Annotated in this window: 24 protein-coding genes and 1 pseudogene; 10 read left to right on the top strand and 15 right to left on the bottom strand. The window is 58.9% G+C overall.

Annotated features, from left to right (window positions below; genetic code table 11):
* The first annotated feature begins 85 nt into the window (after positions 1-85).
* Complete coding sequence (gene pqqU / locus CWM61_RS01450; RefSeq protein WP_165785228.1) at positions 86-2191, top strand: TonB-dependent receptor PqqU; 2106 nt, start codon at positions 86-88, stop codon at positions 2189-2191.
* Positions 2192-2250: 59 nt separating this feature from the next.
* Here the strand turns inward: pqqU and CWM61_RS01455 are convergent, their stop codons facing one another.
* Positions 2251-2550: a DUF406 domain-containing protein gene (locus tag CWM61_RS01455; protein ID WP_100630566.1), complete on the bottom strand. Its 300-nt coding sequence runs from the start codon at positions 2548-2550 to the stop codon at positions 2251-2253.
* A gap of 89 nt (positions 2551-2639) precedes the next feature.
* A pseudogene (locus CWM61_RS01460) lies at positions 2640-2870 on the bottom strand (hypothetical protein).
* Here CWM61_RS01460 and rihA point away from each other — a divergent pair.
* A complete protein-coding gene (gene rihA / locus CWM61_RS01465) occupies positions 2832-3767 on the top strand; it encodes a pyrimidine-specific ribonucleoside hydrolase RihA (protein ID WP_100630567.1) in 936 nt (311 codons plus the stop codon). The pseudogene CWM61_RS01460 and the gene rihA overlap by 39 nt on opposite strands.
* Positions 3768-3856: 89 nt before the next feature.
* Here rihA and CWM61_RS01470 read toward each other — a convergent pair whose 3' ends face one another.
* The gene (locus tag CWM61_RS01470; protein WP_100630568.1) at positions 3857-4894 is read right to left on the bottom strand and encodes an NADP-dependent oxidoreductase; all 1038 of its coding nucleotides are present in this window, start codon (positions 4892-4894) and stop codon (positions 3857-3859) included.
* A gap of 65 nt (positions 4895-4959) precedes the next feature.
* The gene (locus CWM61_RS01475; RefSeq protein WP_074385702.1) at positions 4960-5541 is read right to left on the bottom strand and encodes a helix-turn-helix domain-containing protein; all 582 of its coding nucleotides are present in this window, start codon (positions 5539-5541) and stop codon (positions 4960-4962) included.
* Between the two features lie 161 nt (positions 5542-5702).
* On the opposite strand from CWM61_RS01475, the gene CWM61_RS01480 reads away from it, so the two are divergent.
* Entirely contained in the window at positions 5703-6221 is a 519-nt protein-coding gene (locus CWM61_RS01480; protein WP_074385701.1) for a GNAT family N-acetyltransferase, read from the top strand.
* Complete coding sequence (locus tag CWM61_RS01485) at positions 6218-6667, top strand: DMT family transporter (RefSeq protein WP_032730509.1); 450 nt, start codon at positions 6218-6220, stop codon at positions 6665-6667. The genes CWM61_RS01480 and CWM61_RS01485 overlap by 4 nt, the downstream gene beginning before the upstream one ends.
* Positions 6668-6675: 8 nt before the next feature.
* Here the strand turns inward: CWM61_RS01485 and CWM61_RS01490 are convergent, their stop codons facing one another.
* Together CWM61_RS01490 and CWM61_RS01495 are read right to left on the bottom strand one after the other, a co-directional pair.
* Complete coding sequence (locus CWM61_RS01490; RefSeq protein ID WP_061154428.1) at positions 6676-6909, bottom strand: YdcY family protein; 234 nt, start codon at positions 6907-6909, stop codon at positions 6676-6678.
* Positions 6910-6925: 16 nt separating this feature from the next.
* Positions 6926-8524 (bottom strand): ABC transporter substrate-binding protein, encoded by a 1599-nt coding sequence (locus CWM61_RS01495; protein ID WP_074385700.1) that lies wholly within the window; start codon positions 8522-8524, stop codon positions 6926-6928.
* Between the two features lie 269 nt (positions 8525-8793).
* Between CWM61_RS01495 and CWM61_RS01500 the strand changes: the two genes are divergently transcribed.
* Positions 8794-10227, top strand: coding sequence for an aldehyde dehydrogenase (locus tag CWM61_RS01500; RefSeq protein ID WP_100630569.1), 1434 nt, complete (start codon positions 8794-8796; stop codon positions 10225-10227).
* A gap of 12 nt (positions 10228-10239) precedes the next feature.
* Here the strand turns inward: CWM61_RS01500 and CWM61_RS01505 are convergent, their stop codons facing one another.
* Positions 10240-10989, bottom strand: a complete 750-nt coding sequence (locus CWM61_RS01505) for an alpha/beta fold hydrolase (protein ID WP_074385698.1) — start codon at positions 10987-10989, stop codon at positions 10240-10242.
* A gap of 88 nt (positions 10990-11077) precedes the next feature.
* Entirely contained in the window at positions 11078-11251 is a 174-nt protein-coding gene (locus CWM61_RS01510; protein ID WP_008804686.1) for a GhoT/OrtT family toxin, read from the bottom strand.
* 195 nt (positions 11252-11446) lie between these two features.
* Between CWM61_RS01510 and yncL the strand changes: the two genes are divergently transcribed.
* Positions 11447-11539 (top strand): stress response membrane protein YncL, encoded by a 93-nt coding sequence (gene yncL / locus CWM61_RS01515; RefSeq protein WP_012968073.1) that lies wholly within the window; start codon positions 11447-11449, stop codon positions 11537-11539.
* Positions 11540-11604: 65 nt separating this feature from the next.
* Here the strand turns inward: yncL and CWM61_RS01520 are convergent, their stop codons facing one another.
* Positions 11605-11856, bottom strand: coding sequence for a hypothetical protein (locus CWM61_RS01520; RefSeq protein ID WP_074385697.1), 252 nt, complete (start codon positions 11854-11856; stop codon positions 11605-11607).
* A 489-nt stretch (positions 11857-12345) separates the two neighbouring features.
* Between CWM61_RS01520 and CWM61_RS28965 the strand changes: the two genes are divergently transcribed.
* On the top strand, positions 12346-12468 hold the full coding sequence (locus CWM61_RS28965) for a small membrane protein (protein WP_004175940.1): 123 nt from the start codon (positions 12346-12348) through the stop codon (positions 12466-12468).
* A gap of 332 nt (positions 12469-12800) precedes the next feature.
* Here the strand turns inward: CWM61_RS28965 and patD are convergent, their stop codons facing one another.
* The 6 genes from patD to CWM61_RS01550 form a co-directional block, all read right to left on the bottom strand.
* Entirely contained in the window at positions 12801-14228 is a 1428-nt protein-coding gene (patD, locus tag CWM61_RS01525) for an aminobutyraldehyde dehydrogenase (protein ID WP_074385696.1), read from the bottom strand.
* A gap of 22 nt (positions 14229-14250) precedes the next feature.
* Entirely contained in the window at positions 14251-15057 is an 807-nt protein-coding gene (locus CWM61_RS01530) for an ABC transporter permease (RefSeq protein ID WP_008804683.1), read from the bottom strand.
* Positions 15047-15976 (bottom strand): ABC transporter permease, encoded by a 930-nt coding sequence (locus CWM61_RS01535; protein ID WP_061154422.1) that lies wholly within the window; start codon positions 15974-15976, stop codon positions 15047-15049. The genes CWM61_RS01530 and CWM61_RS01535 overlap by 11 nt, the downstream gene beginning before the upstream one ends.
* 1 nt (position 15977) lies before the next feature.
* Positions 15978-16991 carry an ABC transporter ATP-binding protein gene (locus CWM61_RS01540; RefSeq protein ID WP_074385695.1) on the bottom strand — a complete coding sequence of 338 codons (1014 nt, stop codon included), beginning with the start codon at positions 16989-16991 and terminating at the stop codon, positions 15978-15980.
* Positions 16992-17007: 16 nt separating this feature from the next.
* On the bottom strand, positions 17008-18153 hold the full coding sequence (gene ydcS / locus CWM61_RS01545; RefSeq protein ID WP_074385694.1) for a putative ABC transporter substrate-binding protein YdcS: 1146 nt from the start codon (positions 18151-18153) through the stop codon (positions 17008-17010).
* A gap of 305 nt (positions 18154-18458) precedes the next feature.
* A complete protein-coding gene (locus CWM61_RS01550) occupies positions 18459-19871 on the bottom strand; it encodes a PLP-dependent aminotransferase family protein (RefSeq protein WP_074385693.1) in 1413 nt (470 codons plus the stop codon).
* Between the two features lie 546 nt (positions 19872-20417).
* Between CWM61_RS01550 and CWM61_RS01555 the strand changes: the two genes are divergently transcribed.
* The 3 genes from CWM61_RS01555 to CWM61_RS01565 are packed head-to-tail and all read left to right on the top strand — an operon-like array spanning position 20418 to position 22950.
* Positions 20418-21815 (top strand): cytochrome ubiquinol oxidase subunit I, encoded by a 1398-nt coding sequence (locus CWM61_RS01555; protein ID WP_074385692.1) that lies wholly within the window; start codon positions 20418-20420, stop codon positions 21813-21815.
* The gene (gene cydB / locus CWM61_RS01560; RefSeq protein WP_074385691.1) at positions 21815-22825 is read left to right on the top strand and encodes a cytochrome d ubiquinol oxidase subunit II; all 1011 of its coding nucleotides are present in this window, start codon (positions 21815-21817) and stop codon (positions 22823-22825) included. The genes CWM61_RS01555 and cydB overlap by 1 nt, the downstream gene beginning before the upstream one ends.
* Positions 22825-22950 (top strand): DUF2474 domain-containing protein, encoded by a 126-nt coding sequence (locus CWM61_RS01565; RefSeq protein WP_100630570.1) that lies wholly within the window; start codon positions 22825-22827, stop codon positions 22948-22950. The genes cydB and CWM61_RS01565 overlap by 1 nt, the downstream gene beginning before the upstream one ends.
* The last annotated feature ends 4 nt before the right edge of the window (positions 22951-22954 follow it).

The raw sequence follows: 22954 nt of genomic DNA on the forward strand, positions 1-22954 counted from the left end.
CGACGGTTAATAATTTTCAAATATTTTACAAACGGGGTAACATATCTACATATGTTCCATTTGGTTCGTTTCCCGAGTACTATCGATGAAAATCCTGTCCGTGCGTCACGCGGCCCTGCCGGCTCTGCTGCTGCCGCTCATCGCCGCCGCCCAGGCCGCTGATGAACAAACCATGGTGGTGACCGCCGCGCCAACCACTGTTTCTGAACTGGATACCCCCGCCGCCGTCAGCGTGGTCAATGGGGATGAAATGCGTCAGGCCGCCCCGCGCGTCAACCTCTCTGAATCACTGGGCGCCGTGCCGGGCCTGCAGGTGCAGAACCGGCAAAACTATGCCCAGGATCTGCAACTGTCGATTCGTGGCTTTGGCTCCCGCTCAACCTATGGCGTGCGCGGGCTACGCATCTATGTCGATGGCATTCCGGCGACCATGCCCGACGGCCAGGGGCAGACCTCGAATATCGATATTGGCAGCGTCGACACCATTGAGGTGCTGCGCGGCCCCTTCTCTGCCCTGTACGGAAACTCGTCCGGCGGAGTGATCAACGTCACCAGCCAGACCGGTACCCAGCCGCCCACCGTGGAAGCCAGTAGCTACTATGGCAGCTTCGGTACCTGGCACTACGGGATGAAAGCCACTGGCGCGGTTGGCGACGGCAGCCACGCAGGCGATGTGGATTACACGGTCTCGACCAACCGCTTCACCACCCATGGCTATCGAGATCACAGCGGCGCACGCAAAAATCTGGCAAACGCCCGACTGGGGGTGCGCATCAACGATGTCAGTAAGCTGACTCTGCTGCTGAACAGCGTGGATATCAAAGCCAATGACGCCGGCGGCTTAACCGCCGACGAATGGCGCGATAACCCGCGCCAGTCGCCGCGCGGCGACCAGTATGATACCCGCAAGAATACCCGGCAGACCCAGGCCGGCCTACGCTATGAGCGCCAGCTCAGCGCCCAGGACGATCTCAGCGTCATGATGTACGCCGGCGAACGCGAAACCACGCAGTACCAGTCGATCCCGCGCGCGCCGCAGCTGAAGCCGAGCCATGCGGGCGGGGTGATCGATCTCACCCGTCACTACCAGGGGATCGATACCCGCCTGACCCATCGCGGAGAGTGGCTGGTGCCCGTCACCCTGACCGCCGGTCTCGATTACGAGAACATGAGCGAGCGCCGCAAAGGGTATGAAAACTTTGTGATGGTCAACGGCGCGCCACAGTATGGCGAACAGGGCGCGCTGCGCCGTAACGAACGCAACCTGATGTGGAACGTCGACCCCTACCTGCAGACCCAGTGGCAGTTAACGGAAAAACTCTCGCTCGATGCCGGGGTTCGCTACAGCTCAGTATGGTTCGACTCGAATGACTACTACATCACCCCGGGCAATGGCGACGACAGCGGCGATGCCAGCTATCACAAATGGCTGCCCGCAGGCTCGCTGAAGTATGCCCTGACCGACGCGTGGAACGTCTACCTCTCCGCTGGCCGCGGCTTCGAGACGCCGACCATTAACGAACTGTCATACCGCTCCGATAACCAGAGCGGCCTCAATTTCGGCCTGAAGCCCTCCACCAACGACACGGTGGAGATCGGCAGTAAGACGCGGATTGGCAACGGGCTGTTCACCGCCGCCCTGTTCCAGACCAATACCGATAATGAGATCGTGGTCGACAGCAGCAGCGGCGGGCGCACCAGCTATAAAAACGCCGGCAAGACCCGTCGTCAGGGGATGGAGCTGGGGCTGGATCAGCAGTTTGGCGAGAGCTGGCGTCTGAAGGCGGCATGGACCTGGCTGGACGCGACCTATCGCACCAACGTCTGCGACGACGCCAGCTGCAACGGCAACCGCATTCCGGGGATCGCGCGCAATATGGGCTACGCCTCCTTTGGCTACCAGCCGGAGCAGGGCTGGTACGCCGGCAGCGATATTCGCTACATGAGCGACATCATGGCCAATGACGAAAACACGGCTAAAGCGCCTTCCTGGACGGTGGTTGGCCTGACGACTGGCTATAAATGGAGCTACGGCAGGATGGATATGGATCTGTTCGGCCGCGTCGACAATCTGTTCGACCGGGAGTACGTCGGGTCCGTTATCGTTAATGAGTCCAACGGGCGCTACTACGAGCCTGCTCCCGGACGTAACTACGGCATCGGCCTGAACCTCGCCTGGCGCTTCGAATAACGCTCGACTTCGCCCGCGGAGCGGCGGGCGAAGGCTTAACGTTGTTGCGCTTCCGCGGGTTAAAGCAGATTTCGCAGGGATAACTCGAAAATGATCTTTTCCGCCTGGCAGGAGAAGGCGATGGCGAGATCGAGTTTCACCGCGTCGCCGGCGGCGGCAATGGTGTAATCAACCTGCGGCGGTTCACTGGCCGGCGCTGCGGCGGCGGCACGTTCGCGCACGGCGGCAACGGTGGATTCTGCTTCTTCGCGGCTCGGGAACATTTTCTCAGCCCGGTAGACGCAGTCCTCGTTATCAATGATGGTACCGACATCAATGGCGCAGCCTTTGGTGCTGCATTTATCTACTACATCTTTCATCGTAATAACCTCTCGAGTTTTCTTAAGGATAAGAATCCGCTCACCGAAAAGCAAACCATTAATATCCGTAAGGATTAGCAATTTTTCTATTATATTGCGCCGCGGCGGGCGCCAGCTTGCGCCACCGCAAAACGAGGCAACATGATTGCGGACGATCACGTGACGATACGCGATGCCATCGCTGCAATCGTGGCCTCCATCACACTATTCTGCACACCATCTCGTATGCCTCGCCTCACAGCGTTAGTCTGGTCACAGAACAACGCCAACAAGGAGCTGCTATGGCACTGCCGATGATGATTGATTGCGATCCGGGACATGATGACGCGATCGCCCTGGTCCTCGCCCTCGCCTCGCCGGAGCTGGAGGTAAAAACCGTCACCGCTTCCGCGGGAAACCAGACGCCGGAGAAGACCCTGCGCAACGTGCTGCGTATGCTGACGCTGCTGAACCGGCCGGATATCCCGGTTGCCGGCGGCGCTCGGAAGCCGTTGATGCGCGATCTGATCATCGCCGATAACGTGCACGGCGAGAGCGGACTGGATGGCCCAAGCCTGCCGGAACCAACCTTTGCCCCGCAGAACTGCACCGCCGTCGAGCTGATGGCCAGGGTGCTGCGCGAGAGCCAGGAGCCGGTAACCTTGGTGGCCACCGGGCCACAAACTAACGTGGCGTTGCTGCTCGCCTGCCACCCGGAGCTGCACGCGAAAATCGCCCGCATCGTGATCATGGGGGGCGCAATGGGGCTGGGCAACTGGCAGCCAGCGGCAGAGTTTAATATTTTCGTCGATCCGCAGGCCGCGGAAATGGTCTTTCAGTCGGGGATCCCGGTGGTGATGGCAGGCCTTGACGTCACCCATAAGGCGCAAATCCTTCCCGCCGATATCGAGCGATTCCGCCAGATTGGCAATCCGGTGTCCACCATTGTCGCCGAGCTGCTCGACTTCTTTATGGCCTACCACAAGGATGAAAAGTGGGGGTTCGACGGCGCGCCGCTGCACGATCCCTGCACCATCGCCTGGCTCCTCAAGCCGGAGATATTTACCACTATCGAACGCTGGGTCGGCGTGGAAACGGAAGGAAAATATACCCAGGGGATGACGGTGGTCGATTACTACCATCTGACTGGCAATCGGCCCAATACCACCCTGATGCTGGATGTGGACCGCGAAGCCTTTGTCGATCTGCTCGCCCAGCGGTTAGCCTTTTACGCCTGACACGCCTGACACGCCTGACACGCCTGACATGCCTGACATGCCCCTTTTCCGTCGCGGGAAAAGGGGCAGAGTAAGTCGGATCCGCCGGACTAGTCGTCCGCCGCGACGCGGATCACCACCTTACCGAAGTTCTCACCTTTTAACAGGCCGATCAGCGCCTGCGGCGCCTGCTCCAGACCGTCGATCAGCTGTTCGCGATATTTGATTTTCCCCTCCTGCACCCAGCGCCCCATCTGCTGCTGGAATTCCGCGATCCGATGCCCGTAATCCTGGCCGATAATAAAGCCCTGCATCCGAATGCGCTTCTTGAGGATGGTCGCCATCAGCAGCGGCAGACGATCCGGCCCGTCCGGCAAACCGGTGGCGTTATAGCCGCTCACCAGCCCGCAGACCGGGACCCGCGCCGCGGTATTCAGCAGCGGCAGCACCGCGTCAAAGACCTTGCCGCCGACATTTTCGTAGTAAACGTCAATGCCCTGCGGGCAGGCCTGGGCCAGCTGTTCGGCGAAATCCGCGGCGCGATGGTCAAGGCAGACATCAAAACCTAACGTCTCAACCGCATAGCGACACTTCTCCGCGCCGCCGGCAATCCCGACGGTACGGCAGCCCTTAATGTTGCCGATCTGTCCGACCGTGGCGCCAACCGGCCCGGTGGCCGCGGCGACCACCAGCGTTTCGCCCGCCTTCGGCTGCCCGATGTCCAGCAATCCCATGTAGGCGGTGAAGCCCGGCATCCCCAGAACTCCCAGCGACCAGGACGGGTGTTGCGGGTCGTCACCCAGCTTCACCAGTCCGTTGCCATCGGAGAGTTCATAATCCTGCCAGCCGCTGTAGCCCAGCACCCAGTCGCCGGGTTGAAAATCAGCATGATTTGAGGTGACCACGCGGCTCACGGTCCCTCCCACCATCACCGCGCCAATGGCCACCGGTGGCGAATAAGAAGGTGCGTCGCTCATGCGCCCGCGCATATAGGGGTCGAGCGATAAATAAACGGTACGCAGCAGAACCTGCCCCGGTCCCGGCGTCGGCACCTCGCTCTCTTCCAGGCGGAAATTCTCTGCCGTCGGTTCACCATGGGGGCGGGAAGCCAGTACCCAGCGGTGTTGGCGTTGCGGTTGATCTGTCATAGCAAACTCCTCTTGTTAGCAGACTGTACTGAGGCTAGCTGCTTTATGCGCAACGTGCTTTACCATTAAGAGCCGGATGGCGATTGATTAAGGCGAACCACCAGATAGACGCAGGTCTCCGCAGATTCATTGATAAAGCGACAGTCGTTGGGCGGGCCAAGCTCCAGACAATCCCCCTTCTGCATCTCATGACGGGTATTCCCTTCGATGAACACCAGCTCGCCCTGCTGCAGCCAGATAAGCTGGCGGGCGAGCGCATAGGAAGAGGCCGGCATGGGCACATCGCTGCCGGGCGGCAGCTCAATCTGCACCAGATCGATCGGCAGATCGCTGCGCGGCGAGACATGGCGGCGGAGATAGTGGCTTTGCGGGTCGTGCCACACCGGCTGGCTGGCGAAGCGTAGCAGCTTACCCTCCTGCATTTCCGCCCGGGCGATCAGCGTTGACATACTGATGCCGAAGGCGCCGGAAAGACGGCCCAGCATCGAGGCCGTCGGGCTGCTTTCGCCGCGCTCGATTTTATGGATCATCGCCCGTGAGGCGCCGGCCCGTTCGGCGAGGTCGTTCAGCGACCAGCCGCGGGACTCGCGCTCGATGCGGATGCGTGCACTGATGCGCTGATTGAGGTTGTCTTCTATAGTATTCATAACGTAATACTATAGTGTGCGACCACCCATTACACAACTGCCCGTCGGGCCGCGTTATTACCGGGTCATCAGAAAAAATTATGCGGAAAACGGATGACAGTGCGATGTTCATTATTGTAATAATATCGTACTACTATAGTGTACAAAAACTGAGGTTTGCTATGTCCATCCGCCCTGCCATTAAAGACGACTGTGCGGCGATCGCCGAGATCTATAACCACGCCGTCACGCATACCGCCGCCATCTGGAATGATAAAACCGTGGATACCGACAACCGCATCGCGTGGTTTGAAGCCCGCCAGCTGGCCGGCTTTCCGGTGCTGGTGAACGAGGAAAACGGCGTCATCACCGGCTATTCCTCGTTTGGCGACTGGCGCGCGTTTGACGGTTTCCGCCACACCGTAGAGCATTCGGTGTACGTTCACCCCGATCATCAGGGGAAAGGGCTGGGTCGCAAACTGCTGGTTGCGCTGATCGCCGAAGCGCGTCGGCTGAATAAACATGTGATGGTCGCCGGTATCGAATCGCAGAACCACGCTTCGCTGCATCTGCATGAAACGCTGGGCTTTATCACTACCGGGCAGATGCCGCAGGTAGGGACCAAATTTGGTCGCTGGCTGGATCTCACCTTTATGCAGCTGCAGCTGGATGAGCGTCAGGATCCGGACGGCAAGGCATGAATGCGTCGCTTACCCTCGCCTGTCTGGTCGCCGCCGGCGTTGGTCTGGTGGTGCAAAATACCCTGATGGTGCGCATCACCCAGTCGGCGTCGACGATCCTTATCGCCATGCTGCTCAATTCGCTGGTGGGGATCGTTATTTTCGTGACGATGTTACTGCTGCGCCAGGGCGTCGCCGGCTTTCAGGAGCTGGCCCTGAGCGTGAAGTGGTGGACGCTGATCCCCGGCCTGCTGGGGTCCTTTTTCGTCTTCGCCAGCATCAGCGGCTATCAGAGCGTGGGCGCGGCCACCACCATTGCGGTACTGGTCGCCAGCCAGCTGGTTGGCGGGTTGATCATGGATTTAGTACGCGCCCACGGCGTGCCGGTGCGGGCGCTGATTGGGCCGGTATGCGGCGCGGTGATGCTGGTGGTGGGCGCCTGGCTGGTGGCCAGGCGCCAGTTCTGAGCGCATCTTCAGAGGATCGCGCCACCTTTCGTCAACTGCTCGCGGCGTGCGTCCAGCTCTTCCTGATGCTGTCGCCCATGGTGGGCGATGGCAGTGCGCAGGCGCTGCTGCTGGGTATAGCGTTCCTCACGGCTGAGTTGTGGATCATCGCTCAGGGCGATCAGCAGCTCATTCATATGAGTGATAACGCCCTCGGCAAGGGTGTCATCGACTTTGACGATAACCTCATCCAGATGTGCCATCCTGTTCTCCTTTCGCTTAATTCAGCTTCGCTTTGGAAAAATCACTCCCCATCATGCTCACGCGGTAGCCGCTGACGTTGCTACGGGTGGCATAGAAAGTCTTGCCGGTCGCCAGGGTGATCCACGGCGCCTGCTGGTAGAAGATCTCTTGCGCCTGTTCATAGAGTTTGGCGCGCGCCTGCGGATCGCTCACCAGCAGCGCTTTCTTCACCAGCGCGTCATAGGACTTATCGCACCAGCGGGCGACATTGGAGCCGGTCTGGATATTATCACAGCTGAGCAGCGTGCCGGCAAAGTTGTCCGGGTCGCCGTTGTCCGACATCCAGCCAAACAATGCGCTGTCATCTTCTCCCTTGCGCATACCAGCAAGGTATTCGCCCCATTCATAGCTGACAATCTTGGCTTTGACGCCCACTTTAGCCCAGTCGTTTTGGATCATTTCGGCGATCCGCTTCGAGTTCGGGTTGTAGGGGCGCTGGACCGGCATCGACCACAGGGTCACTTCCGTCCCTTGCTCCAGACCCGCCTGCTTGAGCAGCGCTTTGGCTTTCTGCGGATCATAGTCGTAGTCCGGAAGATCTTTCTTATACCCGAGCATCGCCGACGGGATCGGTGATTTCGCCACGCTGCCGGAATCGAGGAATACCGCCTTGACGATCGCCTGCTTGTCGGTGGCATAGTTTAACGCCTGGCGCACCAGCACATTATCAAACGGTTTTTTCTCCGTGTTGAACGCCAGATAGCCGACGTTTAGCGCCTCAACCGCATGCAGCGCCAGATCTTTATTGCCCTTAATCACCGGGAACTGAACCGGCGAAGGCGCAGGAATAATCTGGCACTCGTTGGTCTGCAGTTTCGCAAGACGGGTCTCGACGTTCGGCGTAATGGAGAAAATCAGGTGCTTAGTCGGTACCTCGCCTTCCCAGTAGTGGGGATTGGCGATATAGCGGATTTGGGAATCCACTTTATACTGCTGCAGGGCATACGGCCCGGTACCGACAGGCCAGTTATCAACATTCTCTGGCGTCCCTTTCTTCAGCATCGCCTCACCATACTCCGCCGACAGAATAGAGGCGAAGTCCATGCCCCAGTCGGCAAGAAACGCCGCGTTCGGCTCGTTAAGCACGAACTGGACGTGATAGTCATCGACCTTTTTCACCGACTTAATCAACTTATCGAGGCCCACGTCGTGGAAGTACTCATAGTTCCCCTGCGACACTTTGTGATAGGGATGCTGAGGATCCATCTGGCGCAGCACGGAAAACAGGACGTCGTCGGCGTTAAAATCGCGGGTCGGTTTGAAGAATTTATTGCTGTTGAACTTCACCCCCTGACGCAGAGTAAAGGTCCAGGTTTTTCCATCCTCAGAGACATGCCACTCGGTGGCCAGCGACGGGATCGGCGTGTTCTTCACCGGGTCAAAAGTGACCAGGCGGTTATACAGCACCTGCGAGCTGGCGACAAACGACGGGCCGGAGCTGGCGATTTGCGGGTTAAAGGACTCCGGGGAGGCCTCTGAGCAGTAGACCAGTGTGTCATTGCCTGCGGCGCAGGCGGCGCCGGCCGGCAGCAGTGCGCTCAGCAGCAGCGCCAGCGTGGTTTTCCCTGTAGACATGGTTATAAGTCCTGATTATTGATTATAAGAACCGTAATATCAGCACAGGCGCCCGCCTCCGGCAAATAATCAATGGCTATCACCTTATGCAAATCACGCTGAAATCGCTGGTTTAATCGGCGTAGCGCTGTTTTTTACGCCAGCGGGTGTCGGGATGTTGTGAGCCACACATAATTCCTGCAAAAAAATGTGCGATAACCGCCCTGCTCACGCTCACCATCAGTAGTGCCCGGTACACTGGAGGAACCGCAGAACAAGAGGTTTCCCCCATGACAATCACCTGCAATCTGTACATTGACGGCCAGTGGCACGATGCCGAAGGCCGCCGCACCTTTACCCGACGCCACCCGGCCCACGACGACGTCGCCTCGGTGGCCGCGGCCGCCAGTCTCGCCGACGGCAAACGCTGCGTAGAAGCCGCGGCCAAAGCCTTCCCGCTGTGGCGTGATACCCCTCCGGCGGAACGACGCCGTTTACTGCTCGACGCGGCGGAACATATGCTGTTGCGGGAGGCTAAATTTATCGCCGCCATGGCGGCGGAGACCGGCGCGACCGCGCACTGGGCCGGCTTTAACGTTCATCTGGCGGCCGATATCCTGCGCGAAGCAGCGGCGCTGACCACCCAAATTGAAGGGCAAATTATTCCTTCCAACGTGCCGGGCAACCTGGCGATGGGCGTCCGCCAGGGGGCGGGGGTGGTACTGGGCATGGCGCCGTGGAACGCACCGCTGATTCTGGCTACCCGGGCGCTGGCAACGCCGCTGGCCTGCGGCAACGCAGTGATCCTCAAGGGCGCGGAGCTGTCGCCGGCCACTCAGGGACTGATTATCGACGCCCTTGACGCGGCGGGCTTCCCGCCGGGGGTGGTGAACTATCTTACCTGTGCGCCTGAAGATGCGCCGGCACTGGTGGAGTCGCTCATTGCCCACCCGGCGGTGCGGCGCGTTAACTTTACCGGCTCCACGCCGGTGGGGCGAATTATCGCCCGCACCTGCGGACAATATCTTAAACCGGCGGTGCTGGAGCTCGGCGGTAAAGCGCCGCTGCTGGTGCTGGACGATGCTGATATCGAGCAAGCGGCGGCGGGCGCGGTTTTTGGCGCCTTCGCCAATGCCGGCCAGATCTGCATGTCCACCGAGCGCATTATTGTCGATAACGCCGTAGCGGAGGTGTTTATCCCGCTGCTGGCCAGGCGCGCCGCCGCCCTGCCCGCCAGCCTGACGGGGCCGGTGGTTGATATGAACACCATCACCCGCTGCAACGCGTTAATCGACGATGCGTTAGCCAAAGGCGCTCGCCTGCTAACCGGTGGTAAAGCCAGCGATACCCACATGGCGCCGACCTTGCTGGACGGCGTGACCCGCGACATGCGGCTGTGGAACGAAGAGTCCTTCGGCCCGGTAAAAGCGATTATTCGGGTTAAGAATGAAGAACAGGCGCTGACGGTAGCCAACGACAGTGAATACGGCCTTTCCGCTGCGGTATACAGCCGCGACAGTGCCAGAGCGTGGAACGTGGCGCAACGTCTGCAAACGGGCATTTGCCATATCAATGGCCCAACGGTGCATGATGAAGCGCAAATGCCGTTTGGCGGCTGCAAAGCCTCGGGCTATGGCCGCTTTGGGGGTCGGGCCGGCATCGCGGAATTCACCGAGCTGCGCTGGATAACACTCCAGACCCAGCCCCGCGAACTCCCTTTCTGAGCCGGTATTCTTTTAACCCTGGCTGGCGATGATCTGCGCCAGCCCTTGCGGATTCTCCCACGCCATCGAGTGCCCCCCGCGGGGCACAATCCCGACCGGGATCCCTTGCGCCTCAGCCAGGTCAATATCGGCATAAGGCAGCGAGAGCTCGCCGACGATCAGCCATTTTTGACAGCGCAGCTGGCAAAGCTGAGTAAACCAGGGGGTATCGCTGCCGCGCATCAGGCTGCTGGCGGCCCGCCAGACGGCCCAGGGCGCGCTGTTTTGCAAACAGCCGGCCCATGGCGAGCGCTCCTCAGCCAGCATTCTGGCATAGCCTTCGGCAATAAAGGCCGCCTCTGTCTGCGCCGCAATGCGCCTGCTGTACTCACCGCCGCCGGCGAACAGATTAGGTTCTGAGACCAGCAGCGTGGTCACGCGCTCGCCCAGCAACCCCGCCGCTTCGATGGCGATGCTTCCTCCCATGCTATGACCGAACAGCGCGAAGCGCTGCAGGCGCAGATGGTTAAGTAGCTGCTCCACGACTTGCGCTTGAATATGTATGTTGTAACTAAAGTCGTGCGGTTTATCGCTGTAGCCGAAGCCTGGCAGATCGATGAGTATTTTGCGCCGTCCGTTCAGAGCAGGATCGCTGGCGACGCGGGGATAATCATAAGATGACGCACAGCCGAGGCCGTGGATAAACACCACCGGGAGGCCATCTCCCGGAAGATCGAGCCAGCGCAGCGTGGCGCCTGCGACGGAAGAAAAGAAACCGTTCACCTGTATGCCTCCATGATAAGATTACTGGTTTTTTATACAGTAACCTTACCCTTTCCGCCACCCTTTTCTGCCGTCCGGCATCTGAGGGTTAAAACAGCGAGACGAGCAGCGCCATCGGAAAGCTGAACGGCCAGGTGGCGCCGATCAACAGGGCCGCCAGCAGGCGGATCACCCGGCTCTCTTTGGTCAAAAACCAGCTAATCACGGCGCATATCACGCCCATAATGGCGTAAAACACCAGCATTTTTTGATATAACGTCATTCTTACTCTTCCTTCCCTGAGGGGCGTTCCATGGTGGGATGATTATCTGCCATGACGTCGTGATTCAGAGATACCTGTATAACAAATTCTGAAACGGGCTGAATATTGAGAATAAAGCCTGATTCGTCTTAATCCGATAGCGCAACCGCAGGCGCCGTACTATACCTTTAGGGACTTACTCATTAAGGTGGCGTTATGGATGTCTCCAGCAAAACCGTCATTCTGATTAATGTCTGCGCCGCGTGCGTACTTATCAGCCTGCTGTCCGTGAGATTTGGCTGGTTTTAATGATTTTACTCAGCAACGAAACCTAAAAAAGCAGCCCACTGGGGCTGCTTTTTTACGCACGGACTTTACGTGCGGACATTAGCGATATTATTAGGGTTATAAGCGACAGGTGCTGACTGGCCTGCCGCAATAACCTTATTAAGCTCCGGGTTATAGCTCGGCAGAAAATTCATCTGTTCACTATCCCATTCTGCGGCAGCGCAGACGGCCCGCCCCACTCCCGCGTTCTCACAGCCCTGAATGCGTTTTGCCGGGGCGTTACCATAGCTCAGCGTCACAGCGCCGATAGCCAGCAGAATAAAAGCCAAAATTTTCACAGCGACATCAACGTTAAACCTAATATGCGCTAAATGATCGCATGAGCAGCGGCGGAAAGTCAAACCCGGGAGCGCCCACGCGCCCCTGCAGCCTGCATTTTGCCCGCCTCACGGAATATTTAATATTCAGAACAAATATCATGCAATAACAGCAAATATTAAATCCTTATTTATAGTCGTGAAATAATTTCGGTTCAGGGCAATTCGATTGGTCCGATAAAGATAATATGTCCCCGTTCTCAGGGGGAAAAGATTGTCGCCGCGTTCACCAAAAATGCGATATTCCGCGCAGGGCCTCTATCTTAATACGATAAAAGGCCGCTACAAGCCGTTGTTACATAACCCCTTCATTGTGGATCTCGCGGTTAATCGCCAAAAATAGCGCTAAATGACAACAAATATCATTTGCCTTCCCTTCAGATAATACTTACATTCATAACTATTGGTAATGTTTTGGCGCCAGGGCGCTTTTTATATTTCGAGGTGGATATGTCCGGAATCATCACGCTGGTCATCGCGCTGATCCTGCTGGTCGCGGCGGTGTATAATCTTATTTCCTATATTCGTGACCGTCGTAGCGCCAGTTTGCCGAGCAAAAAAACCAAGCGCTGAATGGCGGGCAGACGATGCGCTTCCTGATGGCCATTCGGTCTTCATCCCGCGACGCCGCGGGCATAAAAAAGCCCCTGCCAACAGGCAGAGGCCGATATACGCTCGCGGACCGCGACGTTGTCGCCTCACCCGCCGGGCGCAACGCGCCCTGGGTGACTGGCGGACCCCATCCGGCGCTTATCTCCGGCACTCACATTGGCTTAGCTCTTGAAGGGGCATCAGAATAATCTCATATCCCCCTCGCAGAGTTTTGACAATTTTTGCCATTGTGACTATTAGCGAACTAACACAACCGTCGCGCAATCATCGCCAGCCACTACAGGGTCAATGCTTTAGCCATGCTTAACCATGACATGGCGGACCACGGTGTAATCCTCAAGGCCATACATCGACATGTCCTTTCCGTAGCCCGACAGTTTCTGGCCGCCGTGCGGCATTTCACTCACCAGCATAAAGTGGGTGTTGACCCATGTGCAGCCATACTGCAGCCTGGCGCTAAGCCGGTGGGCGCGGCCTACATCTTTCGTCCATACTGAGGACGCCAGACCATACTGGGAATCATTCGCCCAGCTCAGGGCCTGCGCTTCATCGCTGAAAGGCGTCACGCTGACCACCGGGCCAAACACTTCGCGCTGCACAATGGCGTCTTCCTGCCGGGCGCCAGCGAGCAGCGTCGGCTGGAAGTAATAGCCCGCGCCGTCAGCCCGGCGACCGCCGGTGACCACTTTAATATGCGGCAGTGCCTTTGCGGCTTCCACTGCGGCACTGACCCTTTCAAGATGCGCCAGCGAGCTCAGCGGTCCCAGCTCGGTAGAGGCATCCTCTGGCGCGCCCATTTTCAGGCTGGCCACCGCCGCCCCGAGTTTCTCCACCAGTTGGTCGTAAATACCCTGCTGAGCGTAGATCCGGCAGGCAGCCGTGCAGTCCTGGCCGGCGTTATAAAAGCCGAAGGTTCGTACCCCGTCGACTACCGCATCGATATCCGCGTCGTCAAAAACAATGACCGGCGCCTTGCCGCCCAGCTCCATGTGGGTGCGTTTGATCGACGAGGCGGTATGGCTGATGATATGGGCCCCGGTGGCAATCGACCCGGTCAGCGAAACCATTCGCACTTTGGCATGCGAGGTCAGCGGGTCGCCTACCGTTTTGCCGCGGCCAAACAGCACGTTGATCACCCCTTCGGGGAAGATATCTTTTGCCAGCTCCGCCAGCTTCAGCGCCGTCAGGGGAGTGATCTCCGAGGGTTTTATCACCACGCAGTTGCCTGCCGCCAGCGCCGGGGCCAGCTTCCAGGCCGCCATCATCAGGGGATAGTTCCACGGAGCAATGGAAGCCACCACGCCCACCGGGTCGCGGCGGATCATTGAGGTATGCCCTTCGAGATACTCTCCGGCGGCCATTCCCGGCAGGCAGCGGGCGGCGCCGGCGAAGAAGCGGAAGACGTCCGCAATGGCCGGCATCTCATCGTTAATCACGCAGTGCAACGGCTTGCCGCAGTTCAGAGACTCCAGCTGCGCCAGGGTCTCCGCCTGCGCCGTGACGGCGTCCGCCAGCTTCAGCAAACATTCCGAGCGCGTTTTCGGCGTTGTCTGGCTCCAGGCATCGAACGCCCGATCCGCCGCCTCAACGGCGGCATCGACCTGGGCCGCTGTCGCTTCGGCAATCTCCAGGATCACATCGCCGGTCGCAGGGTTGTATACCGGCACCTTTTCGCCTTCACCTGCCACTAACTTACCGTTTATCAAAAGGTTGTGTTGCATAGCATTATCCTGTTTCATGGTTTTATTTCCCGTTTCCGGCGTCGTTATCGCCGTCACGGGTGAGCCACCAGGCCCCTAAGATTGGTATCGTCGTTACCAGCATCACCAACAGCGCGACAACGTTGGTGACGGGCACATCGCGCGGCCGCCCCAGCTGATTCAGTAACCACAGCGGCAATGTTCGCTCATGCCCCGCGGTAAAAGTAGTGACGATAATTTCATCAAACGACAGCGCGAATGCCAGCATTCCCCCCGCCAGCAGCGCCGATCCCAGATTGGGCAACACCACGTAGCGAAAGGTCTGCCAGCCGGTCGCGCCCAGATCCATCGAGGCTTCCACCAGGCTCCACGAGGTCCGACGAAAGCGGGCGATGACGTTGTTAAACACCACCACCACACAAAAGGTCGCGTGCCCCACCACAATGGTCAGTAGCCCTGGCTCAAGACCGACGGCTTTAAACGCCGTCAGCAGCGCCAGGCCGGTAATGATCCCCGGCAGGGCGATCGGTAACAGCAGCAGTAGCGATACCGCATTCTTACCAAAAAAAGTACTGCGCCACAGGGCACCTGCAGCCAGCGTGCCAAGTACTAAGGCAATGGCCGTCGACAGGGCAGCAATTTTAAGTGACAACGTCACGGATTCGAGAATATCGCTACGCCCTGCTGCCTCGCTAAACCAGCGTAGCGTCAGCCCCTGCGGCGGAAAGCTGAAGGCCGCATCCTCCGTATTAAAAGCATAGATGGCAATGATCAGCAGCGGGAAGTGGAGGAACACCACTCCGCCCCAGGTCGCCAGTTGCAGATACCAGGGTGCGCGTTCAGAGTGCATCGAAGGCTCCCAGACGTTTCACGAACGCCAGATAAAGGGCAATCAGCACGATCGGCACCAGGGTGAACGCCGCCGCCATCGGCATATTGCCTATCGCCCCCTGCTGTGAGTAGACCATGTTGCCGATAAAGTACCCCGGCGGCCCGACCAGCTGCGGCACGATAAAGTCGCCCAGCGTCAGCGAGAAGGTGAAAATCGATCCGGCGGCAATGCCGGGGATAGCCAGCGGCAGCACCACATAGCGGAAGGTCTGTCGTGGCCCGGCGCCAAGATCGGCCGACGCCTGCAGCAAGGAGCCCGGAATGCGCTCCAGCGCCGCCTGCACCGGCAGGATCATAAACGGTAGCCAGATGTAGACGAACACCAGAAAGCGTCCAAGCCCGGAGGTGGACAAGGTGTTGCCGCCGACCGCCGGGACGGTCAGAAGCGCATTCAGCGCCCCTTCGAGTCCAAGATGGCCCAGAAACCACTGCGCCACACCATCTTTGGCCAGCAGCAGTACCCACGCGTAGGCTTTGACGATATAGCTGGCCCACATCGGCAACATCACCGCGATATAAAAGAAAGCCTTCATTTTGCCGCTGGTATAGCGAGCCATATACCAGGCCATCGGCAGCGCCAGAATGGCGCTGGCGAGCGTCACACTCAGGGCCATCACCAGGGTACGGACAATAATGTCGTAATTGGCGGGGTTGAACAGCGCCCGCAGGTTGGCCAGCGTAAAGTCGCTGGTCACCGACATGGTGAAGTCGTCAAAGGTATAAATACTCTGCCACAGCAGGGTCAGGAGCGATCCCAGATAGACGATGCCAAACCACATCAACGGCCCGAGCAGCAGTAAAAACAGGCCCAATGCTGGCCGACGCCAGAAGATCCCGGATACGCGCCCGGCCTGCGCAGGAATCATCGTCATGGTCATTTCAGCCTCCGCTTTCCAGCGGGGTCATCGCTGACCGCGACCATGACGCCAGCACCGTTTGCCCCATCCGCGGGGCGCTGGCTGCCGCCGCGCCATCGGTATTCGCCTGGCTGACCAGCAGCTTGTCCCCCTCCGCCAGCCTGAGCTCAATCCGTGTCGCCGCCCCCTGATACTGTACCGCCTGCACCACGCCCTGTACCTGAACCTCGCCGCCGCCCTGCAGGCGAACATGCTCCGGACGCAGCGACCAGCTGCCCGGCATGCCGCACAATCGCCGGGCCGCCTCGGCTTCAAAGACGTTGGCGGTGCCGACAAAGCCAGCGACAAACGCGGTTTTCGGATGCAGATAGAGATCCTGCGGCGCATCCACTTGCTCGATGCGCCCATTGTTAAACACCGCCACGCGGTCTGACATCGACAACGCTTCGCTCTGGTCGTGGGTCACGAAGATGAAGGTGATCCCCAGCGACTGCTGCAGCTTTTTCAGCTCCACCTGCATCTGCTCGCGCAGCTTCAAATCCAGCGCGCCCAGCGGCTCATCGAGCAGCAGCACCCGCGGCTGGTTCACCAGCGCCCGGGCAATGGCGACCCGCTGCCGCTGGCCGCCGGAGAGCTGAGAAGGCTTGCGATGATGAGCAAAACCAAGGGCCACCTTTTCCAGCGCTTCCTGGGCGCGGGCATGGCGCGCTTTCTTCGCCATGCCTTTGACCATCAGGCCGTAGGCGACGTTGTCGAGGATCGACATATGGGGAAACAGCGCATAGTCCTGGAACACCGTATTCACATCCCGCTGCCAGGGCGGCAGTTCGCTGGCCGGCTGACCGAAAATACGGATGGTGCCGCCGGAGAGCTGCTCGAAACCGGCAATCAGCCGCAGGCAGGTGGTTTTGCCCGAACCGGAGGGCCCCAGCATCGAGAAAAATTCACCATCGCGAATGCCTATGCTAACCCCATCTACGGCCCGCACATCGCCGTACAGGCGCGATACATTCTGAAACTCGACCGCGTACGTCATTGTCTGCCTCCCGTCCTTAGCGGCCGCCCATTATCGCAATATAGTCCTGAGTCCAGCGGCTGTAGGGTACGAATTTCCCGCCTTCGGCAACCGGCGTTTTCCAGAAGTGGATCCGGGTAAACTGGTCATAGCCGTTGGTTTCACAGCCTTTATCACCGAGCAGCGCGCTGGCTTTACACCCCTCTGGCACCACCGGGAGCGAGCCGAACCAGGCCGCCACATCGCCCTGCACCTTCGGCGTGAGCGACCAGTTCATCCATTTATAGGCGCAGACCGGATGCTTCGCTTCGCTGTGCAACATGGTGGTATCCGCCCAGCCGGTCACCCCCTCCTTCGGAAACACGGTGGCGATGGGCTGGCCTTCAGCCTTCAGGCCGTTGGCCTGATAGGGCCACGAGCTGGAGGCGGCCACCCCTTCGTTTTTGAAGTCGTTCATCTGCACGGTGGCGTCATGCCAGTAGCGATGGATCAGCGGTTGCTGGTCGCGCAGTACTTTCAGCACCGCGTTATACTGGGTTTCGGTCAGTTGATAGGGATCTTTAATGCCCAGCTGCGGCTGGGTGGCTTTGACAAACAGCGCGGCGTCAGCGATATAGATCGGGCCATCATAGGCCTGCACGCGTCCCTGATTGGTTTTGCCGTCCGGCAGGTTCTGTTTAACGAAGACCACGCTCCAGCTGTCCGGCGGCGTCGGGAATACGCGGGTGTTGTACATCAGCAGGTTCGGCCCCCACTGATACGGCGTGCCGTAGGCTTTACCGCCGACGTTAAACCATGCCCCTTGCGCAATGCGTGGGTCGAGGGTGCGCCAGCCGGCAATCAGCGCGGTGTTAATCGGCTGAACGCGTTTGCCCATGATCAGACGCAGCGAAGCATCGCCCGATGCGGTCACCAGATCGTAGCCCCCCTTGGCCATCAGGCTGACCATCTCGTCAGAGGTAGCGGCGGTTTTGACATTAACCTGACACCCGGTCTCTTTTTCAAACTGGGTGACCCAGTCGTACTGCTTGTCAGTCTGGCCGCGTTCGATATACCCCGGCCAGGCAATAATATCGAGCCGCCCTTCCGGTTTATCCAGCGAGGTGAGTGGCTCCGCCGCCTGCACGGTCAAACAGGCCATACTCAGCACATAAAGGCTGCAACGGGCAAATTTTTTGCTCATCAGGTGTTACTCCTGTCACAAGGTAATTAGCGGCAGCCGTGCCGTAAAAATATCTCCTGAAATAAGGGTAGTCAGCGGATTAACGCCCCCTGGGGAATTTATTCAGGTTGTGACCCGGGACGCATTACGCAAAAATCGCCAACACAAGCAGGACTTTATGGATTATAGACAACGAGTTAGAGAAAAAGGAGGGGTATGCATATTTCCTATGGTGAGCGCCGGTAAAATAATGACCGGCCTTGATAAAAACTCACCCGCGTTTATTTTTGCCGAGAGTTGATAGCGACGAAAAATAGCCTGAGTCGTCAGGTAAGCTGCTCACGAATAAGTTCACCCAGCCGCCTCACCCCCTGCTCTTCGCGTTCTCCCCAGCCCCAGGCGGTATTAAAACGGAAAAACGAGGTCCAGCTGGCGGAGGTGGAGAACATTTTTCCCGGGGCAATGCTGATGTGCGACGCCAGCGCCCGGGCGCTTAGCACGCTGGCGTCAGCCCCTTCCGGCAGTTCAATCCACAGAAAGTAGCCGCTGTCGCTGTGGTGGATGATAACCTCTGGCGGCAGATGGCGCAGCAGCGCCTGCCAGGCCAGCTGTTTACGCTCCGCCAGCTGGCGGCGCAAACGGCGCAGGTGGGCGTCATAGCGCTTGGTAGACAGGTAATCCACCAGGGCTAGCTGCATCGGCGAGCTGGTGGAGAGCGTACTCATCAGCTGCAGTTGCTGGATCCGCCGCGCCTGTTTGCCGGCCGCCACCCAGCCGATACGAAACCCGGGCACCAGACATTTTGAAAACGAGCTGCAGTGCAGCGTCATATCCTGGTGATCCCAGTATTTCGCCGGTAACGGTTTCTCGCGACCAAAGTAAAGCTCGCTGTAGACATCATCTTCTATCAGCATCACGTTATAGCGCGCCAGCAGCGCCACCAGCGCCGCTTTTTTTTCGGCGCTAAGGGTAAAGCCGAGCGGGTTTTGCCCGTTAGTCATCAGCCAGCAGGCCTTGACCGGGTAATTTTGCAGGGCCGCTTCCAGCGCCGTCAGGTCAATGCCCTCTTTGACGTCGGTCGCCACCGACAGCGCCTTCAGGCGCAGCCTCTCCAGCGCCTGCAGGGCGCCGTAGAAACAGGGATTTTCCACCACCACCCAGTCGCCCGGCTCGGTCACCGCCTGCAGGCTGAGGTTAAGCGCCTCCAGCGCCCCGGCGGTAATGACGATCTCGTCCGGCGAGATGTTCATCCCCTGCAGGGCATAGCGTCGGGCAATGGCGTGCCGCAGCTCCGCATTGCCCGGCGGCAGGTTCTCAATGACGCTCATGGCGGTGGCGGTTTTACTCACCTGCGCCAGCGAGCGGTTAAGCTGCTGCAGCGGGAAGAGACGCGGGTCCGGAAAGGCCGAGGCAAAGGGCAGCATCGACGCCTGACGGCTGGCCTGGAGCACCTCAAAGATATAGGTATTGATATCGACAGCTTCATCGCGGGTCACCAGGGCAGGTGGCGACGGCTGCCGGAGCTTCACCGGCTGGGGGGCGACATAATAACCCGACTGTGGACGGGCGACGATGCGCCCCTGGCTTTCCAGCAGTTGATAGGCATGGCTGACGGTCATAAAGCTCATGCCGCTGCTGACCACCTGCTCGCGCAGCGACGGCAGCCGATCGCCAGGCAACCAGACGCCAAGCGCGATCTGTTCGGTCAGCTGCTGCGCCAGCTGTTGATACTTTTTCATTGCGGCCGTCCCCGTACGTTAACCTCCCTTTATCATATATCAGTTATAAAAAAATAATAGTTTCCTGTAACTGTTATACCTGAAGCGTCCACGTTGCCGCCGTCAGGACGAGACGGGTTTAAAATATCACCACCCAGAATAGCGAGATTAACGCAAACCAAAAGATAATCATCACGCCGAGCGTAATGCACAGACTCTGTAATCCTTTTTCAGACATTGGCATTCCCTTTTTTTATTATCCAGTGAATACAGTACGAACTGTCTAATGGCTCGACAATTTAATATTTTTTAATTCACTATTAACCGGCTCATCGGTTTTACTGATTCTCATACTAATGAATGAAAATAAATTAAGCCCAAAAGGGCTGTTAATCTCGACAGGATAAATACGGCTACCGTACGGCATCCGGAACCCCGGTTTGGCTGGAGGGTGAAAAATCATAACAGCGGCCAACTGTTATGATAAAAAATGGCCGGACTGCTTCTGCCCCCTTGCCTCCTCCCTGCCTAAAATTGCGCTGAATCAATTTTGTTGTGGAGTCCTGCATGTTCGGTCTTGATGCATTCCATCTTGCGCGAATTCAATTCGCCTTTACGGTCTCATTTCATATTATCTTTCCCGCCATTACTATTGGGCTGGCCAGCTACCTGGCGGTACTCGAAGGCCTGTGGCTGAAAAGCAAAAATCCCACCTGGCGCTCGCTGTACCACTTCTGGTCAAAAATCTTCGCCGTCAACTTCGGCATGGGGGTGGTTTCCGGGCTGGTGATGGCCTATCAGTTCGGCACCAACTGGAGCGGTTTCTCTCAGTTCGCGGGCAGCATTACCGGCCCCCTGCTGACCTATGAAGTCCTGACAGCGTTCTTTCTGGAAGCAGGCTTTCTCGGAGTGATGCTCTTCGGCTGGAACCGCGTGGGGCCGGGGCTGCACTTTTTCGCCACCTGTATGGTGGCGCTGGGCACCATCATCTCGACCTTCTGGATCCTCGCCTCTAACAGCTGGATGCAGACCCCGCAAGGGTTTGAGATCGTCGATGGCCAGGTGGTGCCCGTCGACTGGCTGGCGGTGATCTTTAACCCGTCATTCCCCTACCGCTTACTGCATATGACAGTGGCGGCGTTTCTCAGTAGCGCGCTGTTTGTCGGCGCCTCGGCGGCCTGGCATCTGCTGCGCGGCAATCAGTCGCCGGCGATCCGTAAGATGTTCTCTATGGCGCTCTGGATGACGCTGCTGGTTGCCCCCGTCCAGGCGCTGATCGGCGATATGCATGGTCTGAATACCCTGAAACACCAGCCGGCGAAAATAGCCGCCATTGAGGGCCACTGGGAAAACCCGCCGGGCGAGCCAACGCCGTTGCTGCTGTTTGGCTGGCCTGATATGGATCAGGAGCGCACCCGCTACGGGCTTGAGATCCCGGCCCTGGGCAGCCTGATCCTCACCCACAGCCTTGATAAACAGGTGCCGGCGTTGAAAGAGTTCGCTCCTGAGGATCGCCCAAACGCTACCGTGGTGTTCTGGTCGTTTCGCCTGATGGCCGGTCTTGGCATGCTGATGCTCCTGCTCGGCGTACTGGCCCTGTGGCTGCGTCGGGGCGGCCGACTGTACCATTCACGGCCATTTCTGCGCTTTGCGCTGTGGATGGGCCCTTCAGGACTGATTGCTATTCTCGCTGGCTGGGTGACCACCGAAGTGGGCCGTCAGCCATGGGTGGTGTATGGCGTTCAGCGCACTGCAGACGCCGTTTCCGCTCACGGTGACCTGCATATGTCGGTCAGTTTATTGACCTTTATCGTGGTCTACAGCGCCGTCTTCGGCGTCGGCTACAGCTATATGCTGCGTCTGATCCGCAAGGGGCCGCAGGAGGTGCAGCCCGCGACAACCGGTACGCCAGCCCGCCCGCTGTCCGCCGCCACCGAAGGTTATCTGCAGAAGGAGTCCCGCTAATGGGTATCGAATTATCGGTGATCTGGTTCGTGATTATCGTCTTTGCCACACTGATGTACATCGTCATGGATGGCTTTGATCTGGGCATCGGCATGCTGTTTGGCACCGTACGGGGCAGCACCGAGCGCGACGTGATGGTCAACAGCGTCGCCCCGGTGTGGGATGGCAATGAGACCTGGCTGGTATTGGGCGGCGCCGGTCTGTTTGGCGCTTTTCCCCTCGCCTATGCGGTGATAATCGACGCCCTGTCGATCCCCCTGACCCTGATGCTGATCGGCCTGATTTTTCGCGGCGTCGCCTTTGAGTTTCGCTTCCAGGCCACGCCGTCGCACCGGCCCTTCTGGGATCGTGCCTTTTTTGGCGGTTCCCTGCTGGCGACCTTCAGCCAGGGCGTGGTGGTCGGGGCGGTGATCAACGGTTTCACCGTCAGCGGTCGCGCCTTCAGCGGCGGCATGTTTGACTGGCTGACCCCGTTCAGCCTGTTTTGCGGACTCGGGCTGTGCGTGGCCTATGCGCTGCTCGGCGCCACCTGGCTGGTGATGAAAAGCGAAGGCGCGCTGCAGCAGCGCATGCGCAGCGCATCGCGGCAGCTGCTGGTTGCCCTGCTGGCGGTGTTTGCCGTCATCAGCCTGTGGACTCCGCTGGCGCACCCGGCAATTGCCGCCCGCTGGTTCAGCCTGCCGAATCTCTATTTCCTGCTGCCGGTGCCGCTGCTGGTGATCCTCATCAGCGGCTGGCTGTGGCGCACGCTGCATCAGCGCGACCGCCATGTTTCGCCCTTCACGCTGACGCTGGGCCTGGTCTTTCTCGGCTTTAGCGGACTGGGGATCAGCATCTGGCCGCATATTATCCCGCCGGCCATCACGCTTTGGCAGGCTGCCGCCCCCCCGCAAAGCCAGGGCTTTATGCTGGTGGGCGCACTGCTGATTATTCCGGTCATTCTTGGCTACACCTGCTGGAGCTATTACGTGTTCCGCGGCAAAGTTCAGACCGGGGAGGGATATCACTGATGCATACTGACTGGCCTAAACGTCTGCTGTGGCTGATCGCGATCTGGGGAGGCAGCGTACTGACGCTGGCCGCCATCAGCCTGCTGTTTCGCCTGCTGATGACCGCCGCAGGGCTAAAAGTCTGAGTGG

The sequence above is a fragment of the Klebsiella sp. K-Nf6 genome, from assembly GCF_002806655.1.
In the GTDB taxonomy this organism is placed as follows: Bacteria; Pseudomonadota; Gammaproteobacteria; order Enterobacterales; family Enterobacteriaceae; genus Klebsiella; species Klebsiella variicola.